The organism is Treponema sp. OMZ 906, from assembly GCF_024181185.1.
GTDB lineage: Bacteria > Spirochaetota > Spirochaetia > Treponematales > Treponemataceae > Treponema.
On record NZ_CP051196.1, the window covers coordinates 451,653 to 470,898 of the forward strand.

Sequence of the window (19,246 nt, forward strand, 5' to 3'; positions counted from 1 at the left end):
GTTACACTGTATAATAGAGTGAAAAATAACTTCCGATTACAACACCGAGAATCATACCGGCAAAGACTTCAACAGGGGTATGACCTTGAACTTCTTTCACGGGCTTAAAAGGTATGTCCATTGTTTCGGCCATTTTAGCGCCTACTTCGTTTAACATTTTTGCTTGAAGGCCGCTTGAGCGGCGGACGCCCATTGCATCTCTAATAACAATCATCGCAGAAAAAATAGAAAAAATAAATAAATCCGAAGAAACGCCCTGTTTAAAACCGATTGCAGTCGAGAGAGCTGTCACAAGAGCAGAGTGACTTGAGGGCATACCTCCTGTGCGCCATACCAATAAGTCGAAAAAGACCGGCAGAGAATGTACTGATGAACCGCAAAATCCGATGAATGTTTTGATGAATTGACTCAAAAGCCAGCTTGTAATCGCCGCTAAAAAAATCGGATTTTGGGCTATAATTTTAACTTGTGTAAAAAAAACCTGCATCTTGTGGACAGTTTTGTATAATTAACAGCTTTTGTCAAGCACCGTGTCTTTTAAAGAGGCTATCCAGTATTGCATGAGAATGCCGAATGCCACCGCGACATTGAGCGAGGCTTTGATGCCTTTCATCGGAATGCTGACAATACCGGCGGAAACCTTTTTGAGAGCTTCTGCGCTAAGCCCCAGTTCTTCGGAGCCGAGCAGGACGATGCCATGCTTGGGGAAAGAAAAAGAGGTAATCGGAGTGCCACCGGTTTCAAGCGCAAAGACGGGTAAGTCGGCAGGCAGGGATTCAAGCGAGCAATACTCCCACGGCAGGAAGCGGGTGCAGCCCATTGCCGACCGTTGCGCACGGGGTTGTTCGGGTGAAACGCAGCCCTCCGACAAGAGCAGCTTTTCCGCACCGAAAGCCTCTGCGGTACGGAATATGGAACCGAGGTTAAAAGGTGCGCGGATATCTTCGGCATACACATATACCCCCGGATAAAACGGGCGCGTTATCGGAAGCACTGCCGAAGGCGCAGCGATCTGTGTTTCTGTATCAGACACTGCCGGATTCGGCGCGGTTGTATCGTACTTCAGTGCATCGGTTCCGTAGCGCAGCCCGGGAGCGATTAAATCCCATTCGGAGGGCTGCACACCGCTCTGGCGGTACAGCGCATGGCGCAGTGCATTAAACAGTATACGGTAATCCCCTGCGGTCAGCGTTTCCGCACGTAAGGCGGACATATAGGTTTTGACGGCAGCGGTAATAACGGAATCGGACGGATACATTGACGCAAGGTGCGTGCAAAGCCCTTCGATATAAAAGGAATCGCACGAAAGCGGAGTAGCCGAATACGGCAAATCAGAAGAGCATGCAACGCATTCGGTTTCGAGAGTCTCGATGATTTTGATAATCTTGCGTATTTTTTGAGTATGAGGAAGCCGAACAAGCTTAAAAAGCTCGATCATGTACTAATATGCTTGTTTAAGTAGCTCAAACACATCGTCGCTCCGCATCGGTTTGGGGATATAATTCATAAAACTCAGCGAAACGGCATCTTCAGAAATAGCAACCAGCTGCTCAATGGATAAACCGATATCTTTTAAGCGGGTAGGTAGATTTGCTTGAGCCAAACGACGGCGGATTTCTTCGATAGCAGACTTTGCTACATAAAGCGGGTCAACGCCGCGTGTATCGACATTCAGCATCCGCCCGATTTTTACGAGCCTATCGAGGCTCGATGTTTGTGCATTTGTGAGGACATACGGCAAAAGGATTGTTCCGACTACCGAACTGGAAATATTATAGCGGCTTGCACATGCAAGGGCAATGGCGCTACCTAATCCGGGGCTGGAAAAAGAAATGCCTATGGCGGTTAAACAGGCTGCTTCTGCAATAACCGTTTCGCGGGAAGCACCGGTAGCCCGTCCGTACTGCGGATCAAGCGACAATAAGAAGCGGTCAATAGCTTTCCCTAAAATCGTTTCCGACAAAAAGTTTGTTTTTGAGGAAATATATCCTTCAAATGCAATACCGACTCCTTGAAGAATGGTTGCTACGGTTGCATTCGGCGCAAGGTTTGAATAACAGGCGGTATCAAAGACGCAGAGTTTACAAAGGTCATTGCGTACTTTTAGCAAATGAATTTTTCGGGAGCGCACATCGACAATCGGGCTGAACGGCGTAAAAGTGAACGGTTCCCTACAAGTAGCCGGGACTTCGATGAAAGGAAGCGGCTCTGCTGTACAGGGTTTTCCTTCGATAAAGTCATAGATTGAGCCGGACTCATTGTACAGCGAGGCAACAGCACGACCAATAGCAACGGGTCCCATACCGCCGGATGCAATGACGGCATCGATAAAAACTCCGCGTGCAAGGCCTAATGCGTTTTCAATGATATCGGAGTCGGCGGAACGTTTTACACCGTCGAATACAAGAACGGATATACCCCTTTCTTCCAGTGCATCAATAACTTTTTTAGCAATACCGGTTTCGTGCAGCAACGGATCAACAATAAATAAGAATTTTTTTCCGAACTGAACAGCTTCCGCACCTATTTTTGCTATGGAGTAGCTTCCGAGGATAATATTTGATGTAAGCTTAAAGGTAAAATTAGACATACTCGTATTCCGCCCTCATTTCAGGTTTTTCGGGAAAATATATTAGCGGGAACCTCTAAAAACTGAAGTTTTTAGAGGTTTTCCTTGATTTTAATTTGCGATTAAAATTGCGTTAAAACGACACACCACGGCTTCACCGTACTGTCACACACTTTTAGAGACCGTAATCGTCTAATATCTTGTCAGCAACAAGTTCCAAGAGAGCATTATTTATATATGAAGGATCTGCAAACTTTTTCTTTACCTCGGCAACCTTATCCTCACGAATATCCGGCGCATTTCGTACTGCTTCCAATGCAATGTTTGCATCTGATAACACCCGTGCTTCGTTTGAAACGGAAACGGCATCGGCTTTACCGACCACCTCAGCCCTCTGTGTCCGTTGAATAGGTTGTACAGGTTTTACAGGATCAATTCCGTTTAGTCTATCAATCGTCATGTTTTCTCCGCCTTCCATAGCTTTTATCGGCATTTTTATCAAAAAAATTAAGTCTTCCCTGATACAAAAACAGAAAACTCGCCTTTTATCGATTGCCGCTCCTGTAATGTATGTAAAATATCCGAAACCCGTCCGGATAAAATTTCTTCATGCAGCTTGGTCAGCTCGCGGCCGACAACAACCTGTCTGTTGCTATCAATATCGGCAATATCTTGTAGGAGCTTGATAATTCTAAACGGGGATTCGTAGAGTACAAAACCCGTTTGCATATCGAACAACTCCTGAAGCCGTCGCTTCCTCCGCCCCTGTTTAGGGGATAAAAACCCCTCAAAAAGCACCGATGAGTCGCCCGTTCCCGCGATGCTGACCATAACCGCAAATGCGGAAGCGCCCGGGATAGGGACAACAGGATACCCTGCCTCACGTACCAGCTTGACGAGAACGGCGCCGGGATCGCTCAAAGCCGGAGTACCAGCATCGCTCGCATAAGCGACATCTTTACCTTCAGCCAATAGGCTGATAATCTTCTGTGCGGCCTCTGCTTCGTTCTGCGACCGGCACGAAATAAGTGGCTTCCGTATCTCAAAATGGGTTAAAAGCCCCAGCGTGTGCCGTGTATCCTCGCAGGCAATATAGTCGGCCGTTTTGAAAATTTCCAATGCCCGCACTGTAATATCGCCCAAGTTTCCAATCGGTGTTCCGACTATATATAACGATGCCACGACAAAAGTATACTGCGTTTTATAGGTTGTCGCAAGTCCATGAATCGTGTATCTTATTTATATGGGTACGTTTCTTTCACCGCTTTCATGGTTTATATTGGTATTTATCGGTATACTATTAATGGGGATCGCTTATTTCTTATTTACTTTTAAAAGTAGAAAAATAGGGGATGCAAAATATTTGCCGAAAGGAAAACCGGGAGCCCCCGGCGTCTGCCCTATTTGCTGTACTGTATTAAAGAAAGGGGAGCAGTTAAAAACAAAGGTTTACCCATCGGAAGGAACCGATAGCTTATGCTCAATCTATGGGTGTCCTCACTGTTATCCGATAATCGAGCCCGATGCAGACCGTTTTTGTCCTGTGTGTAAAGCGCCTATTCCAGCCGATTCATATCTGATTGCCCGGTTGTTTGACCGCAGTAAAACAGATAAGCATGTCCATATTCTCGGATGTAGAGCATGCCGGCACGCATAAACCGACAATGTCGTATCCTCAATTTTAATCGCAGAAGTATATGCCCCCTTACGGAAAAACTCCGCCTCCGTCGCGGTGATGTCGTCTCGTTTATCGGGAGCGGCGGCAAAACTACATCTATGATTACGACGGCAAATGAACTCGCCGCTTTGGGGTTGCGCGTTGCGGTAACTACTACTACAAAGATGGGCGTACGCGAAAAAGAACGGCTTAATGCTGCCGTGTCCTTTTTCGGCACGGAGGCAGGAGGAAAGTTGAGTGCACCGCCGTCAGGGGTAATCGAGAGTCTCTGCGATAACTATGATGTTGTTTTAATTGAAGCGGACGGCAGTAAACGGCGGGCGGTTAAGGGCTGGAACGATACCGAGCCTGTCATTCATCCTCGTACCACAAAGACGGTGGGACTTATTTCCACGCGGACGCTCGGCAAGCCGGTGAATGAAACATGGGTTCATCGGCCGGAACGGTTTTTAAACATTACTACCGCAAAGATGAACAGACCGTTGCGACTTACTCATATTATGCAAGCGGTTTTTCATCCGAACGGACTTTTTTTTAAGGCACGCGGTACCTGTTTTGTACTCTGTATCGCGCCGAGGAGCGAACATGAAGCAATCCTCACCGCTTATTATCGTGCGCGGGGCAGGCGATTTAGCCAGCGGGGTACTCGCAGTAATCCATATCTCAGGTTTTCGTGTCCTTGCACTGGAAACCGCAAACCCATCCGCCATCCGCCGCACCGTTGCGTTCAGTGAGGCTGTTAGGCTTGGGCATTGTATAATAGAAGGAATCGAAGCGCGCCTTATTGCAAAAGAACAAGCCGCAGCTATTTTGTCTGCAAATGATCGTGAATCCGGTGCCGATACTACGGTCGCTCTGCACGGTTCAGAGGCGATTACAACCGTCTTATCAGGTGCAGAGGTGATTGCAACCGGTATCAATACTCTTGCGACCGAAACCGGCGCCGCGACCGACTCCAAAGCAAATCCTATAAGTTTTATCCCGATTGCGGTTGACCCTACAGGAGAACTGATCGACATTTTGCACCCAGCTGCCATCGTAGATGCCGTCATCGCAAAGAAAAATTGCGGTACCCGCCTCGATATGGCGCCGCTTGTGATTGGGCTGGGGCCGGGCTTTACCGCAGGAAAAGATGCGCATATTGTTATCGAAACAATGCGCGGGCATAATTTAGCGCGATTGATTTATCGAGGAACGGCGCTTCCCAACACCGGCGTTCCCGGACTGGTCGGCGGAGAAAGCGTCTTGCGGGTTATCCATGCACCGGCGGAAGGTACGCTGCGCGTTATACACGATATCGGCTCTTCCGTTACCCGCGGTGAAGTCATCGCTCGCATCATACAGGCGGACGGTAGCATTATTGATGTTGCCGCTTCGCTTAACGGGATAATCCGCGGTATGCTGCCCGATGGGTTTGTCGTTCGACGCGGTCTCAAAATGGCGGATATAGACCCGCGCCTTACCGAATTGAACAACTGCTTTACCATTTCCGACAAAGCGCGCGCCCTCGGCGGGGCGGTATTGACGGCGCTGCTATCCCGCGGTATCGTACCATGAGATAGAACAATGACGGAGCTGTGGATTTGCAGGCATAATGGGTTATCTTCAGAACAAGAGCGCACGCAAGCAAGAAAATTGTTGAAGGCTGCGCTTGTCGAACGGATTCCTCATTGTCCCGATCAGCTCCGGTTTGAATACGGAAAGTATGGAAAGCCGTACCTGAAAAATGCAGCGCTGCAATTCAGTTTATCGTATACGCATAGGGCATATATTATTGCATTATCCGATGATGAGATCGGAGCTGACATTGAACGGCTGCGCGCTGCAAAACCGCATGTTGCAAGCCGCTGCTTTACCGATGCCGAAAACAGCTATCTTTACCAAGACATGACATTGTTTGATAAACGGTTTTACGAGTTGTGGACACAAAAGGAGGCGTATCTCAAATACACGGGGGAGGGGTTTCATTGCTCACCGAAAAGCGTTGATGTTTTAGCCCAACCTATTTACGAATGCCTCTATACGTTGACGGATGATGAGGTAATAATCTCGTTATGCGGTCGAAACATACATCCCGTTTCGGTGTATAAGGTTTCCGACAAATGGAAAGAACCGCTAATGACCGATTGAGTTTTTAACGCTTCTATAAATTAGAAAGTAAAGAGGTATTTTATGAATCAAAATACGGCGATACTGTGTGTTATCGGCGCTCTTTTGCTTATCATGTCGATAAGCTGGATTATCAACCTTGTACGGGCAGCTAAAAATAAGCATCCGTTGCGCTGGCTGGGGCGCGTAGTATATATATCAGGCATCATTTGTATCGGTTTGAATGCAATCCGCAGTTGGCGAATCTATGAAGATAGCGCTGGTATCGTTATCGCAGCTCATGTGATCGCTCTATTCAGTATTTTATCGGCATTTATCCGGTCTGAACGGCAGTACGATGAAAAAAACGACTTCTGAATACGATCGGATATCTACAGGTACCCTTTAAATGCGTCGAACAACGGTATTAATCGACGGCTGTGGGCGCTTAGTTTTTTAAAGTTTGGCATCCGCAGTATACGGCGGGCGGTGGAAGTGAAGGAACTCCGCCGCGTATTTTTGCGGATTGCATAAGTGTCCGCATCCGTTTGCAAGATGAAAAATATCGGTTGAGTTGAGTACTGCCGCGTCGAGGTTATGCTCTACGGAGATAACCGTAAGCCCCTGCTCAGTATTTAATTTTTTAATAAAAGCGTAGATTTCCTGCTGGCTTTGTATGTCGATTCCTGTTGACGGTTCATCAAGGATGAGCAAATCAGGTTCACCGATAAGCGCACGCGCTATATACATTTTTTGCAGCTGCCCGCCGGACAACGTTCCTGCCAAAGCATACTTATAATCGAGCAGCCGGACATCCGAAAGATAGCGGTCGATAACGCCTTTGTCGTGCTGCTTGCGCAATATCCGATACGAGTTTAACGTTTCGTAAACAGTAATGGGAAATCCCGTTATCGACGCTTTTTTTTGCGGTACATAGCCGACACTGCGCGCTCCGCACCGGATACTGCCCGTGTTGGGGGTTAAAAGTCCGAGAATCAGCTTTATCAACGTACTTTTCCCCGTACCGTTTTCGCCGACAATTGAGATGTATGCTCCTTTCTTAATCGTAAGGCAGAGATTTTCAAATAATGCTTTTTTACCGGCGCCGTATTTAAAAGATAAGCCTTGAACACAGACCATCCCGCATGCATCTCCGTGCTCGTGTGCGGGAATAGAGGCCGGTTGAAGAGATTCTTGTTCGTTCATACTAATGTGTTATACGGGTTCGTGGAATTTGGCATTGAGCTTCCCGCATAGTTCACGTAACTGTGCCTCATTTTCAATATTATGCTGCTTTAATAAGACCGGTGGAATTTGATAATAACTGATATTACCGTCAAAAAACTGCAACATAAATTCGGCAAAACTTACCGTAGAAACGAGCTCATAATATTTTTTAGGGGCAGCTTCCGGTTCGTATTGGTATTTTATCGTATTGATAATAGCTGCGGGGAGATGCCATTTTTCCGCAACGGCAACACCGATTGCTTGGTGCTCCATGCCCGACATCACGCTCTTTATGACCTGATCGGGAATATTTTTTTCGGCTTGCAAGGTTTTGATTTTTTCCAGTACTTCCGGATAAATGGAACTGAATACAATCTTACCTAAATCATGTAACAAGGCACAGACATATATTTCTTCGAGAAGATGGGTTTTCCCTTGCATTTTAGCAAGGTTATATGCAAAAAATGCACATCGATATGTGTGGTTCCATAGTCTTTTCTGTTCATTTCCCGTTACTTTTAAAACTTGTAGCGTCCCAACGGAATACAACAGATGTTGAATACCCCGTAAACCGGCCATTTTGACCGCTTCGGTAATGCTCATACATTCCTTTGTAAGGCCGAACGCAACCGAATTGACGAGTTTTAAAAGATCGGTTGTTAACGCAATATCATCGCTGATAAAAGATGCAATTGTCCCCATCGTTGCATTCGGATCGTTGATGAGATGCTGTATTTGCATGATTTTTTCGGGGAATTGTGGGATTTCTTCAATATAATTGACAATCGTTTTAGTCAATTCCACCAAATGCCGGTTTGCTTCAAAATCAATTGGAATGGTAATCCGATTAATTGTTAAATCTTTTTCGGCAATCAATTCAAATGCATCCTCTTGCAAACCGATTTTTTTAAGCATAAGGAGCATAATAATTAAACCAAGTCCTGCCCCTTCCGTATCGTCGATCGCCTGCATAAAGGCTTGATCCATATTTTCATAGTCTCGTGCAACCACCATTCGGTCGAAAATACGCTTAAATTCTGTTGCGACCATTTGGACATTGTTTCGTACTTCGAAAATAATGTGTCCCTGCTTTACCTGCATAATAACTTTAATATAAAGACCCGCTTTTTTTTGTTGCTGCAGATAGTATTCAATGTTATCGAGACTTTCTTGTTTAAAATTAAGCATTCCCTCGTCGTAGGACTTTTGGTCATAGATATCGAAGCCCTTTTCTTTAAAATATACCCGTTTGGTATTTGCCTTCTTCGCATTTGTGGTCAGTTCATTGAGGCAATAGACAATATAGTCTTGGATTGCGTCCTGATGAATTGCTCCGAGGAAAGCCTTTGCAACATCGACGATATAGGTTTCCGTTTCCTTAGGGAGCGTATAAGTATTAATCGAGATGGGAATATTCATCTGCACCGCTTGTTTAATTTTGTTTTTATCTACCGGTATAGTTGCAACAGTATCCATATATTCAGTATATGAGAGATTGATAATTTTCGCAATGCCCTATATTGATATTCCATACTGTTGCGGGTAAAATGCCTCAATATATGTATGTATCGATTGCAAATCGATGCCATATTTTTCCCTAGATTAAAGAGGTCGAATGATTCACACAATTTTAGAGAAGAAACAATTCTCAAGAGATGTTTTTTATTTACGTGTTGCGGCGCCGGAAATTGCCCGCCAGAGAAAAGCGGGGCAATTTGTCATTATCCAGCTTGATATCGATTACGGCGAACGGATTCCGCTTACCATTGCCGATGCCGATCCCGATGAAGGATGGATAGCTCTTGTCGTTCAAGCAGTCGGAGCAACTACCATCAAGCTCTGTCGAAAGGAAGTAGGCGATTCGATTGCCGCAATCCTTGGGCCGCTTGGCAATCCGACTCATATTGCAAAAGTCGGAAAGGTGGTATGCGTCGGCGGCGGTATCGGTACGGCGCCTTTACACCCGATTGCCCAAGCCTATAAGCATGCCGGTAATGAGGTTATCATTATCATCGGTGGGCGCACAAAAGAACTCGTGATTTTCGAGGAAGAAATGCGCAAGATAGCGGATGAACTTATTATCGTAACCGATGACGGAAGCTATGGCCGAAAAGCGCTCGTTACCGAACCGTTAAAGGAAATCTGTGAAAGCGCTGCGCCGCCACAAGAGGTTATTGCAATCGGCCCGCCGATTATGATGAAGTTCTGCGCAGCAACAACGCGTCCGTTTGGAATCCACACGGTGGTTTCGTTAAATACAATTATGATCGACGGTACCGGAATGTGCGGAGGCTGTCGCGTTACGGTTGACGGCAAAACAAGGTTCGTCTGTGTGGATGGCCCTGAGTTTGATGGACACAAAGTAGATTTTGATAACATGATGATGCGGATGAAAGCATTCAAAGAACGGGAAGATCACGATCGCCATGTATGCAGAATCGGACTTTCGAACGGCGCTAGTTAATCCTAAGAAGGATTGCCCGATATTTCTAAGGGAAACCGGTGAGCAAAACTCACCTCTAAAACCTGAAGTTTTTAGAGGCGTCCTATAGGTTATTGAGCATGAGGAGTATGAAATGGAAACCGAAAATATAAATACCGAGCACCACTATGTGTCCCGTGAAGAACTTGCGAAAGAGGCAAAAACATATTGGGGTGAACTGAAAGATAAAGAATTAAAAATGAAAGATCGTGCAGCTATCCCAATACAGGAAATGCCGGTACTTGAACCGCATGCCAGAGCTCGCCTTATGGACGAGGTCGCAACCGGTTACACCGAAGAACAGGCGCGGATAGAGGCAGAACGCTGCTTAAACTGCAAGAACCGCCCCTGCGTACAAGGCTGCCCTGTCGGAATTCCCATCCCCGAATTTATTAGCTGCATTCAAAAGGGAAACTTTAAAGCCTCCGTCGACACGATTAAAACGACGAACTTGCTCCCTGCTATCTGCGGCCGCGTATGCCCGCAGGAAAAACAATGTCAGCTGGTTTGTACGGTCGGAAAGATGCATAAATCGGTAGATAAGGCGGTCGCAATCGGTAGATTGGAACGCTTTGTTGCGGATTGGGAACGAAACAATAATAAGACGACGATTCCACCGGTTGCTCCCGATACCGGAAAGAAAGTCGCAATTATCGGATCGGGACCTGCGGGACTTGCCGCCGCTGCCGATATCCGCCGTGCCGGTCATGCGGTAACCGTATTCGAAGCATTCCATAAAACGGGCGGCGTTATGGTGTACGGAATCCCCGAATTCCGGCTCCCCAAAGACATTGTCGCTAAAGAAGTGGAAAATCTTAAAAAGATGGGCGTCAAATTTGAAACCAACTTTTTAGTCGGACGGACGGCAACGCTGGAGCAGCTGCTTCAAGACGATGGTTTCGACGCCGCCTTTATCGCTACCGGCGCTGGGCTCCCTAAGTTTATGAACATCGAGGGGGAAAACCTCATCGGCGTATTCAGCGCAAACGAATACCTAACCCGCGCCAATTTGATGAAAGCCTATCAGGAAGATAAAGCGGATACGCCGCTGTATCCTGCAAAGATTGTCGCGGTTATCGGCGGTGGAAACGTTGCGATGGATGCCGCCCGTATGGGGTACCGACTCGGCGCCGATAAAGTGTACTGTATTTACCGCCGTACCCGTGCCGAAATGCCTGCCCGTGCCGAAGAAATCGCCCATGCGGAAGAAGAAGGGGTCGAGTTCTGCTTTTTGCAAAACCCGACACGCTTTATCGGCGACAAAGACGGCAAGGTGTGTGCAGTCGAAGTGTTGAACTACGAGCTCGGTGAACCCGACGCTTCCGGCCGCCGCAGCCCCGTCGCTATTCCGGGTACCGAACATCAAATCCCGGTGGACACGGTTATCGTTGCACTCGGTAACAGCTCCAACCCGCTAATGGCAAAGACGACGGAAGGATTGCAGGTAACTAAAAACGGCAATATCATCGTTGATGAAAATCAGAAAACCAGCATCCCGAAAGTTTGGTCGGGTGGAGACATCGTACTCGGTGCGGCAACTGTCATCCTCGCTATGGGCGAAGGGCGCAAAGCGGCGGCGAGCATTAACGAATATCTAGCGCAGTAAAAAAGGAGAAAACCGTATGAAAAAGTATGTACCGGAACCGTTTAGAATCAAAATGGTAGAGCCCATCAAGATGACAACCCGCGAAGAGCGTATCAAAAAGCTTGAAGCGGCCAAGTACAATATGTTCAACCTGCGCGGGGAAGATGTGTACATCGACTTATTAACCGACAGCGGAACAAACGCAATGAGCGATAGACAGTGGGCGGGCGTCATGGTCGGGGATGAGGCGTATGCCGGCGGCAAAAGCTACTTTAAATTGGTAGAAGCGGGACAGGATATTTTCGGTTATGAATTTATCCAGCCGGTACATCAAGGACGTGCAGCCGAAAAAGTGATGTTTCCCTTGTTGCTTAAAAAAGGACAGTTCGCTATTTCCAATATGTTCTTTGATACGACAAGAGCTCACGTAACATTATCCGGCGGAAAACCGGTAGACTGCGTGTGTGCGGAAGCGAAAAAACCGGCTGTCTATGCTCCGTTTAAGGGCAATATGGACGTTGAAAAACTTGAAAGGTATATCAACGAATACGGCAAAGAAAATGTCGGCATGATTGTTATGACTATTACCAATAATTCAGCCGGCGGTCAGCCCGTGTCGATGCAAAACATCCGTGAGGTTTCTGCGGTCGCAAAAAAATACGGCATCTTGTTTAATATCGATGCCGCTCGTTTTGCGGAAAACGCCTATTTTATCAAAGAACGCGAAGCGGGATATGACAATAAATCCATTAAAGATATTGTCCGCGAGATGTTCAGCTATGCCGACACCTTTACGATGAGCGCAAAAAAGGATGCAATCGTCAACATGGGCGGTCTTATCGGTATTAAAAACAACAAAGATATTTACCAGCTGATTAAAGGCAACTGTATTTCGTTTGAAGGTTTTATTACCTACGGCGGTCTTTCCGGCCGCGATTTGGAAGCCTTGGCTATCGGTCTCTACGAAGGTATCGATGAAGAATATCTGAAATACCGCAATGCTTCTATGGAATATTTGGCATCTCAGCTGCTTGATGCCGGTGTTGCCATTCAGAATCCTGCAGGCGGGCATGGTGTCTATGTCGATGCAAACGCAATGTTCCCGCATATCCCCTACTATGAATTCCCCGGCCATACGCTCTGCGTAGAGCTGTACAAAGAAGCAGGTATCCGTACCTGCGATATCGGTTCATTCATGCTCGGCAATGATCCTGAAACGGGCAAGCAGATTAAGTCCGAGTTTGAGTTTGCGCGGCTTGCGATCCCGCGGCGTGTGTATACGCAGGCTCATTTGGATGTTATTGCCGAAGCGTTAATCACCATAAAGGACAGGGCTTTGCAGGTGAAAGGGTACCGTATTATTTGGGAACCGCCGATTTTGCGCCACTTCCAAGCTCATTTGGAACCTATTAAATAGCCAAGCGGGTATTCGGAGCGCAAAACGTACTAATCCACTAATCCACCTATTAAAAGGAAATGGCTATGATACATAAAGAAACACGACGCGATCAATTCGGATCACAGGTTGGGTTTATTCTTGCCTGTATCGGTTCCGCCGTTGGAATGGGAAATATCTGGCTGTTTCCGTTCCGTGTCGGACAGTTTGGAGGAGCGGCGTTTTTAATTCCTTATATTGTTTTTGTTATTGTTATCGGCTACACCGGCATTGTAGAAGAAATGTGCTTAGGGCGGGCGATGAGAACAGGCCCGTACGGCGCGTTTCTGAAAGCGACTCAAATGCACGGCAGTAATTCCGGCGCCGCTATCGGCTGGATTCCCGTTATCGGGTCGCTCGGTATTGCAATCGGATACACGGTTGTTGTCGGGTGGATTATCCGCTTTACGGTGGGGGCTTTTTCGGGTTCCATGCTTGCAGCAGAGAACAGCAGCGCATATTTCGGTGCCATTGCCGGACGGCTTTCAAGTATACCGTGGCACAGTATCGCAATTATCGGCTGCTTTATAATTATGGCAGCAGGTATTTCATCAGGTATCGAAAAAGTCAACAAGGTGATGATGCCTGCATTTTTCGGCTTGTTTATTATTCTTGCCATTCGTGTTGCGACATTACCGAAAGCAGCTGATGGATATACCTTTTTATTTAAAGCAGACTGGAGTAAATTAGCTGATGTAAAAACGTGGGTTTATGCACTTGGTCAAGCATTCTTTTCGTTATCCCTCGCCGGAAGCGGTACTGTGGTATACGGCAGCTATTTGAAGGATAATGAAGATGCTCCGACCAGTGCAAAATTCACGGCGATATTCGATACGCTCGCAGCGCTGCTTGCGGCATTAGTTATTATCCCCGCGGTCTTTGTGTATAACCTTGAACCGACAGCAGGACCGCCGCTGATGTTTATCACTATGCCGATGATCTTTAAAGAGATGCCGGCCGGTACGCTCTTTTCAATCATCTTCTTTGTCGCGGTATTGTTTGCAGGAGTTACCTCGTTAATCAACCTGTACGAAACACCGGTGGAAATGTTGCAGCAAAAGTTTAAGCTCAGCCGGAAGTCTGCTCTTGCAATTGTGCTCGGTCTCGGATTTGCCGTAGGGCTGATTGTAGAAGACGGAAACATACTCGGAACATGGATGGATGTTATCAGTATCTACATTATCCCGCTTGGCGCCTTACTTGCCGGTGTTATGTTCTTCTGGGTATGCGGTAAAGATTTTGTGGTAAATGAAGTTTCAAAAGGGCGTTTAAAGCCGGTCGGCAGCGTCTATGCCGCACAGGGAAAGTATCTGTATTGCGGCGTTACCGTCATTATATATATCCTTGGTATTTTTTACGGCGGTATCGGCTAACGCGATCGAAGCTGTTGCCAAGCATCAGCAGATCGACATATCAAAAATCCTAGACAAGAAGCGATAAATATTATACGGTATGTACCTGCCGATTAACAATTTTACCATTTTATTAATCGCTTTATTTATAATTAATATAGTAAAGAGGAGTGTAATATGACATTAAAACAAAAAATCATCATACTCGGTTGTAGTATTGCCCTAATCGCAGGTGCGCCTCTTTTTGCAAAACCAAAAGCGGTTTCCATTGCGGTCTTTGTGCCCGGAATTGTCAAAGGGAACCCGACGTATGAATTGCTCGTAGAGGGTGTGCAAGACGCGAAGGCGCAGCTGGACAAAAAGGGGAAAACGGTTACCGTCAAAGTAGTTGAAGGCGGTGTGAATCAGGGTGAATGGCAAAACGGATTGACGGCGCTCGCCTTAAGCAAAAAGTATGATCTCATTATCAGTTCCAATCCTTCGTTGCCGGCCATTGCAGAAAAGGTGCTGCAAGCCGCGCCCAAACAAAAATTCTTGCTGCTGGACGGCTACCTTGCCGGAAACGCTCAAATAAAAACCGTCGGATTTAATCAGTACGAACAGGGTTACCTCAACGGTTACTACGCCGCGCTCGTAAGCAGCAGTTCGATGAAGCATGCAAACGCTGCGTATAAGATCGGTCTTCTCGCCGGACAGGAATTCCCGGTTATGAATGATAAAATCCGAAAAGGCTACCTAGACGGAGCAAAAGCCGTCAATAAAAACTTTGAGCTCGATTTCCGTGTCCTCGGTAACTGGTATGATGCAGCCAAAGCCTCCGAGCTTGCCGCTTCGATGATTAAAAACAATGTAGATGTCATCTTAACAATCTGCGGCGGCGGAAATGCCGGCGTTGTGGCAGCCGCCCGTGAACACGGCGCGTATGTGATGTGGTTTGACCGGCCGGGCTATTCCTACGGGAAGGACATTGTAGTCGGTTCAACGGAAGTCAGCCAAAAGACAGCCTGTACCGACTCCGTGATTGCCTTTGTGGAAGGACGCTTGGAATTCGGTACTTCGGAAGAACTCGGCATAAAAGACGGTGCGGTAAACTTTGCCTTTGAAGGTGTACCTTCCGCCGTGTCGGCAGACATTATTCAAAAAGTAAAACAACTGATAGACGGCGTTAAAACCGGAGTATTGACCTTATCCGCTCACTAGGATGCCTTTGTGTTTTCGACGGAAAACTTACGCTTTACGTTTCCGGAAAACGGTATTACGGCTGTAGACGAGGTAAGCATTGAGTTTGAGGCAGGCAAGATACATGCGCTGTTAGGCGAAAACGGCGCCGGAAAGTCAACGCTTGCCCGCCTCTGTACCGGTCATTTACAGCCGGACAGCGGCCGCATCCTTTACAATGGTGAAGCGCTGAACTTACGTTCCGCTGCGGACGGTATCGCACGAGGACTCGTGTTGACGCCGCAGCATCCGCAGCTTTCGGCGGAGCTTACGGTATGGGAAAATCTTGCAATCGGATTACACACCGAAAAAGATATCGCCGCCAACGTTCTTTCGCCCCAAAAAACTCAAAACGCAATTGCGGCGGTGCTCGCCCGCTACGGTATCGTACTGCCGCTCACCCAAAAAGCGGAGACGCTCGATACGGCGCAGCTGCACTGGGCGGCAATCGGAGAAGCGCTGCTTAAAAATCCTTCCGTATTCTTTTTGGACGAACCGTCCGCCTCCTTTAGTCCGCAAGAAATTACCCAGCTGTACGGCATACTCCGCAGCTGCGCGGACAAGGGCGCGTGTATTATCGTAGTAACACACCGCATTCAAGAAGTGCTGAGCTTTATGGATACGGTGCATATTCTGCGAAACGGCAAAACGGTATGGAACGGTTCAATCGATTCTACCGTAAATGCAAACCTCCTGCTGCAAGAAATTTTCGGTTCCGAACAAGCGGAATGGACTGCCGCCGAAGCACCACCGGATACTCCGCCGCTTCAAGCCGACTCCGGTACAACCGCCGGTTTATCAAACACTAATACTTCATCGTATACAAATACATCGCAATCCGACACGGTATCTCCGGAACATCCATCTGCGGCATCCCTATCCAAAGCAGCGCTAAAGGGCACGCTACAATCGAGTACGGTCTCTCCGACATCGCAGTTCCAAAGCTCTTCCACATCGCAGTTTCAGGCTTCTTCGATAAAACCGGCGGCGGGGCTGACCGTTTCACATGTTGCCGCCGTCAGCAGCAGAGGAGTCCGCTTTTCGGATTTTTCAATCGATGTTCCGCACGGGAAGATAACCGGCGTCGTCGGCATAAAAAAACAGGGGCTGGAGCTTTTGGAATATCTACTGGTCAACACACTCAAGCCGGACAGCGGCACTATCCGGTTTGACGGGCAGCCCCTGAGCCGCATACCGCGCGAAACCTACGCCTACATCCCCAGCAAGCGGATGCGGAACGGCATTGCCGGCAGGCACAGCATTGCGGAAAACCTCTATGTCCGCGCACGCGCCTCGCTGTACCGCTTCGGTATTTACTCCCCCGCGGCGGTTGAAGCATGGAAGCGCAGTTGTTCATTCGATATTCCCCGCTCGTGGAAAGATTCGGTGTTGAGCTTATCGGGAGGCATGATTCAAAAACTGATTTTCAGCCGCGAACTCGACAATCCGCCGCCGCAGTTGGTTATCTGTGCCGAACCCTATTGGGGGCTGGACAGGAAGGTACAACTTGCGCTACTGCAGCGGCTCCGCAATCTCGCTGAAAAAGGGGCGGCGGTTATCGTGCTCACCTCGGACGTAGACGCTGCGCTTGAAACCTGCGACCGTATTCATGTATTATACCGCGGCGTCTTGACCCGCTTTATGGAACGTTCCGCATATAACCGCGCGGAAATCATTGCGGCGATGATGCAGGCGAGTAAAGATGAATAAAGATACGCAACAACACCGTCTCAAAAAAGCAGCTCCGCTTTTAAACAGTATTATTTCGGTAACCGCAAGCGCAGCCGCAGCGGCAATCTGTTTGGCGGCGCAGAGTGAAGAACCGCTCGAAACGCTTATCGCATTTTTTATTTCCCCTTTTACCAACACGTTTTATTTCGGCAATATGCTCGACCAAGCCTCCCTCATTTTGCTCTGCGCGATGGGTTTTATCCTTCCGGCAAAGGCAGGCTTTTTCAACCTTGGAGGAGAAGGGCAAGCGTATCTCGCTTCGTTTATCGCGGTGGAATTCGCATTGTTGACACCTCAATTCCCGCAGCCCTTCGGCCTTATCGCCGGATGTATACTCGCGGCTCTTTGCTCCGGCCTTTTAGGTTTTATTTCCGCTTTTTTGAAACAATTTCTCGGCATTACCGAACTGATCAGCACCTATTTATTATCGTGCGCACTACTCCCGCTCATCGACTACGGCGTGAATGACATATTCAGGGATTCCTCAAGCAATCTGATGGCAACCCCGTATACCAGCGAAGCGTGGTTCTTCACTTCTTTTTGGAATCCTTCGACATTGAACAGCAGCATCTTTTTTACGGTGATAATAACGGCGCTGCTTTTCTGGATGTTCAAGCGAACCCGCTACGGTTACGAACTCGGATTAACCGGCAATAACCGCGCCTTCGCACAATCCCAAGGAATTAAGGTCGGCTTGATTTCAGTCTTGGCGCTGACATTCGGCGCAGCATGCCACGGACTTGCAGGCGCATTCAGCGTATACGGCTCGCGGCACTATGTCTATGCGGGCATTACATCGGGACTGGGCTGGAGCGGCATCTCCGCAGCGCTTATCGGACGCAATCATCCGTTGGGTGCGGTATTCGGCGCGCTGTTTTTTGCATGGATGGAAGCAGGCGGCAAGGCTGCGATGCTCCAGACAAGCACGTCCTTTGACCTTTCGTCAATTGTACAGGGGATTGCGTTTATATTGATAACGGTTGATTTTTTCCGGCAAAAACGAGGGGGAAGTCCTGTATGATAACCGCATCGATTACTTTGATTGCACAAGCCGCGCCGCTGCTGATTGCCGCCTGCGCTGCCCTCGTTTCGGAATATGCAGGGCTGTTGAACGTCGGGATAGAAGGGCTGATGCTTTTAAGCGCCTTTACGGGAATCGGCGGAATTCTATTAACCGAAAGCCTCGGCGGTCTTATTCCGGGGCTTGCCGTCTCGCTTACGTTGGGTGCAGGGTTGAGTATGTTTATTACCTATCTTGCTATCTATCGTAAAGCCAATATCTACATACTCGGACTTGCAGTAAACTTAACCGCTGCGGGCTTTGTTTCCATACTAAGCACACGGTTTTTCGGTAACCGGAGTATCGTTGCGCTGCCGCCGGAGCTGCTGCTTCAGCCGCAGCTCGTCAAAACGGTGAGCGCTGCGCTCGCCGTTTTGACCGGCCTCGGACTTGCGCTCTTTTGCCGCTACACCAAAACAGGCTTACGGATAAAGATACTCGGAAAAGACTCTGCATTTTTGGATTCGATTGGGGTGCATACCGCACGGTTAAAGATAGCGGCAATGGGTATGTCAGGGGCGGCGGCGGCGTTGGCAGGCTGCTTATTATCCCTCCAACTGGGAGCCTTTGTTCCAAACCAAAGCGCCGGCAAGGGGTGGATTGCCCTCGTGCTTGCGTATGCAGGCGGACGCTCCGTTATCGGAACAATCTGTGCCGCGCTGCTGTTCGTCTATCTTGAAAATACCATCGCGGCGGCGCAAATCGGTATGGAACATCCGGCGCTTTTGATCGGACTGCCTTTCGTGCTCGGCCTCTTCCTGATTATCGCCGAAAAGCTGATTATCCGAATATGGAAGCGGTATAGGGGGAGATGATTAATC

At 48.0% G+C, this 19,246-nt stretch carries 19 protein-coding genes; 12 read left to right on the plus strand and 7 right to left on the minus strand.

The features are described from left to right. Nucleotide 1 precedes the first annotated feature (1 nt). From E4N69_RS01880 to rsmI, 5 genes are all read right to left on the minus strand, one after another. Nucleotides 2–487: a divergent PAP2 family protein gene (locus E4N69_RS01880; RefSeq protein WP_162662235.1), complete on the minus strand. Its 486-nt coding sequence runs from the start codon at nucleotides 485–487 to the stop codon at nucleotides 2–4. A 21-nt stretch (nucleotides 488–508) separates the two neighbouring features. After that, a complete protein-coding gene (locus tag E4N69_RS01885) occupies nucleotides 509–1,438 on the minus strand; it encodes a TrmH family RNA methyltransferase (RefSeq protein WP_253824312.1) in 930 nt (309 codons plus the stop codon). A gap of 3 nt (nucleotides 1,439–1,441) precedes the next feature. Then, a complete protein-coding gene (locus E4N69_RS01890; protein WP_162662239.1) occupies nucleotides 1,442–2,590 on the minus strand; it encodes an iron-containing alcohol dehydrogenase in 1,149 nt (382 codons plus the stop codon). A gap of 154 nt (nucleotides 2,591–2,744) precedes the next feature. Next, nucleotides 2,745–3,029, minus strand: coding sequence for a flagellar biosynthesis anti-sigma factor FlgM (locus E4N69_RS01895; protein ID WP_162664711.1), 285 nt, complete (start codon nucleotides 3,027–3,029; stop codon nucleotides 2,745–2,747). A gap of 47 nt (nucleotides 3,030–3,076) precedes the next feature. Beyond that, nucleotides 3,077–3,736 carry a 16S rRNA (cytidine(1402)-2'-O)-methyltransferase gene (gene rsmI, locus E4N69_RS01900; RefSeq protein WP_253824872.1) on the minus strand — a complete coding sequence of 220 codons (660 nt, stop codon included), beginning with the start codon at nucleotides 3,734–3,736 and terminating at the stop codon, nucleotides 3,077–3,079. Between the two features lie 474 nt (nucleotides 3,737–4,210). On the opposite strand from rsmI, the gene yqeC reads away from it, so the two are divergent. The 4 genes from yqeC to E4N69_RS01920 are packed head-to-tail and all read left to right on the plus strand — an operon-like array spanning nucleotide 4,211 to nucleotide 6,713. Beyond that, complete coding sequence (gene yqeC / locus E4N69_RS01905) at nucleotides 4,211–4,981, plus strand: selenium cofactor biosynthesis protein YqeC (protein ID WP_162662241.1); 771 nt, start codon at nucleotides 4,211–4,213, stop codon at nucleotides 4,979–4,981. A gap of 49 nt (nucleotides 4,982–5,030) precedes the next feature. Then, complete coding sequence (gene yqeB / locus E4N69_RS01910; RefSeq protein ID WP_253824873.1) at nucleotides 5,031–5,804, plus strand: selenium-dependent molybdenum cofactor biosynthesis protein YqeB; 774 nt, start codon at nucleotides 5,031–5,033, stop codon at nucleotides 5,802–5,804. A 9-nt stretch (nucleotides 5,805–5,813) separates the two neighbouring features. After that, nucleotides 5,814–6,377 carry a 4'-phosphopantetheinyl transferase family protein gene (locus E4N69_RS01915; RefSeq protein WP_253714979.1) on the plus strand — a complete coding sequence of 188 codons (564 nt, stop codon included), beginning with the start codon at nucleotides 5,814–5,816 and terminating at the stop codon, nucleotides 6,375–6,377. Between the two features lie 42 nt (nucleotides 6,378–6,419). Next, the gene (locus E4N69_RS01920) at nucleotides 6,420–6,713 is read left to right on the plus strand and encodes a hypothetical protein (RefSeq protein WP_162662247.1); all 294 of its coding nucleotides are present in this window, start codon (nucleotides 6,420–6,422) and stop codon (nucleotides 6,711–6,713) included. A 78-nt stretch (nucleotides 6,714–6,791) separates the two neighbouring features. On the opposite strand, the gene E4N69_RS01925 is transcribed toward E4N69_RS01920, so the two are convergent. After that, a complete protein-coding gene (locus tag E4N69_RS01925; protein ID WP_371922374.1) occupies nucleotides 6,792–7,475 on the minus strand; it encodes a metal ABC transporter ATP-binding protein in 684 nt (227 codons plus the stop codon). Between the two features lie 75 nt (nucleotides 7,476–7,550). Then, nucleotides 7,551–9,038 (minus strand): HDOD domain-containing protein, encoded by a 1,488-nt coding sequence (locus tag E4N69_RS01930; RefSeq protein WP_162662251.1) that lies wholly within the window; start codon nucleotides 9,036–9,038, stop codon nucleotides 7,551–7,553. 142 nt (nucleotides 9,039–9,180) lie between these two features. On the opposite strand from E4N69_RS01930, the gene E4N69_RS01935 reads away from it, so the two are divergent. The 8 genes from E4N69_RS01935 to E4N69_RS01970 all read left to right on the plus strand — a co-directional run bounded on the left by E4N69_RS01935 (nucleotide 9,181) and on the right by E4N69_RS01970 (nucleotide 19,240). Then, nucleotides 9,181–10,026, plus strand: coding sequence for a sulfide/dihydroorotate dehydrogenase-like FAD/NAD-binding protein (locus E4N69_RS01935; RefSeq protein ID WP_253824874.1), 846 nt, complete (start codon nucleotides 9,181–9,183; stop codon nucleotides 10,024–10,026). Nucleotides 10,027–10,138: 112 nt separating this feature from the next. Continuing rightward, nucleotides 10,139–11,650: an NADPH-dependent glutamate synthase gene (gene gltA / locus E4N69_RS01940; protein ID WP_253824315.1), complete on the plus strand. Its 1,512-nt coding sequence runs from the start codon at nucleotides 10,139–10,141 to the stop codon at nucleotides 11,648–11,650. Between the two features lie 16 nt (nucleotides 11,651–11,666). After that, on the plus strand, nucleotides 11,667–13,046 hold the full coding sequence (locus E4N69_RS01945) for a tryptophanase (RefSeq protein ID WP_253824316.1): 1,380 nt from the start codon (nucleotides 11,667–11,669) through the stop codon (nucleotides 13,044–13,046). 65 nt (nucleotides 13,047–13,111) lie between these two features. Then, nucleotides 13,112–14,437: a sodium-dependent transporter gene (locus E4N69_RS01950; RefSeq protein WP_253824317.1), complete on the plus strand. Its 1,326-nt coding sequence runs from the start codon at nucleotides 13,112–13,114 to the stop codon at nucleotides 14,435–14,437. 156 nt (nucleotides 14,438–14,593) lie between these two features. After that, nucleotides 14,594–15,616 carry a BMP family ABC transporter substrate-binding protein gene (locus E4N69_RS01955; RefSeq protein ID WP_253824318.1) on the plus strand — a complete coding sequence of 341 codons (1,023 nt, stop codon included), beginning with the start codon at nucleotides 14,594–14,596 and terminating at the stop codon, nucleotides 15,614–15,616. 9 nt (nucleotides 15,617–15,625) lie between these two features. Beyond that, entirely contained in the window at nucleotides 15,626–17,344 is a 1,719-nt protein-coding gene (locus E4N69_RS01960; RefSeq protein ID WP_253824319.1) for an ATP-binding cassette domain-containing protein, read from the plus strand. Continuing rightward, the gene (locus E4N69_RS01965; RefSeq protein WP_253824320.1) at nucleotides 17,337–18,386 is read left to right on the plus strand and encodes an ABC transporter permease; all 1,050 of its coding nucleotides are present in this window, start codon (nucleotides 17,337–17,339) and stop codon (nucleotides 18,384–18,386) included. The genes E4N69_RS01960 and E4N69_RS01965 overlap by 8 nt, the downstream gene beginning before the upstream one ends. Next, nucleotides 18,383–19,240: an ABC transporter permease subunit gene (locus E4N69_RS01970; protein ID WP_253824321.1), complete on the plus strand. Its 858-nt coding sequence runs from the start codon at nucleotides 18,383–18,385 to the stop codon at nucleotides 19,238–19,240. Before E4N69_RS01965 ends, E4N69_RS01970 begins: the two co-directional genes overlap by 4 nt. Nucleotides 19,241–19,246 lie beyond the last annotated feature (6 nt).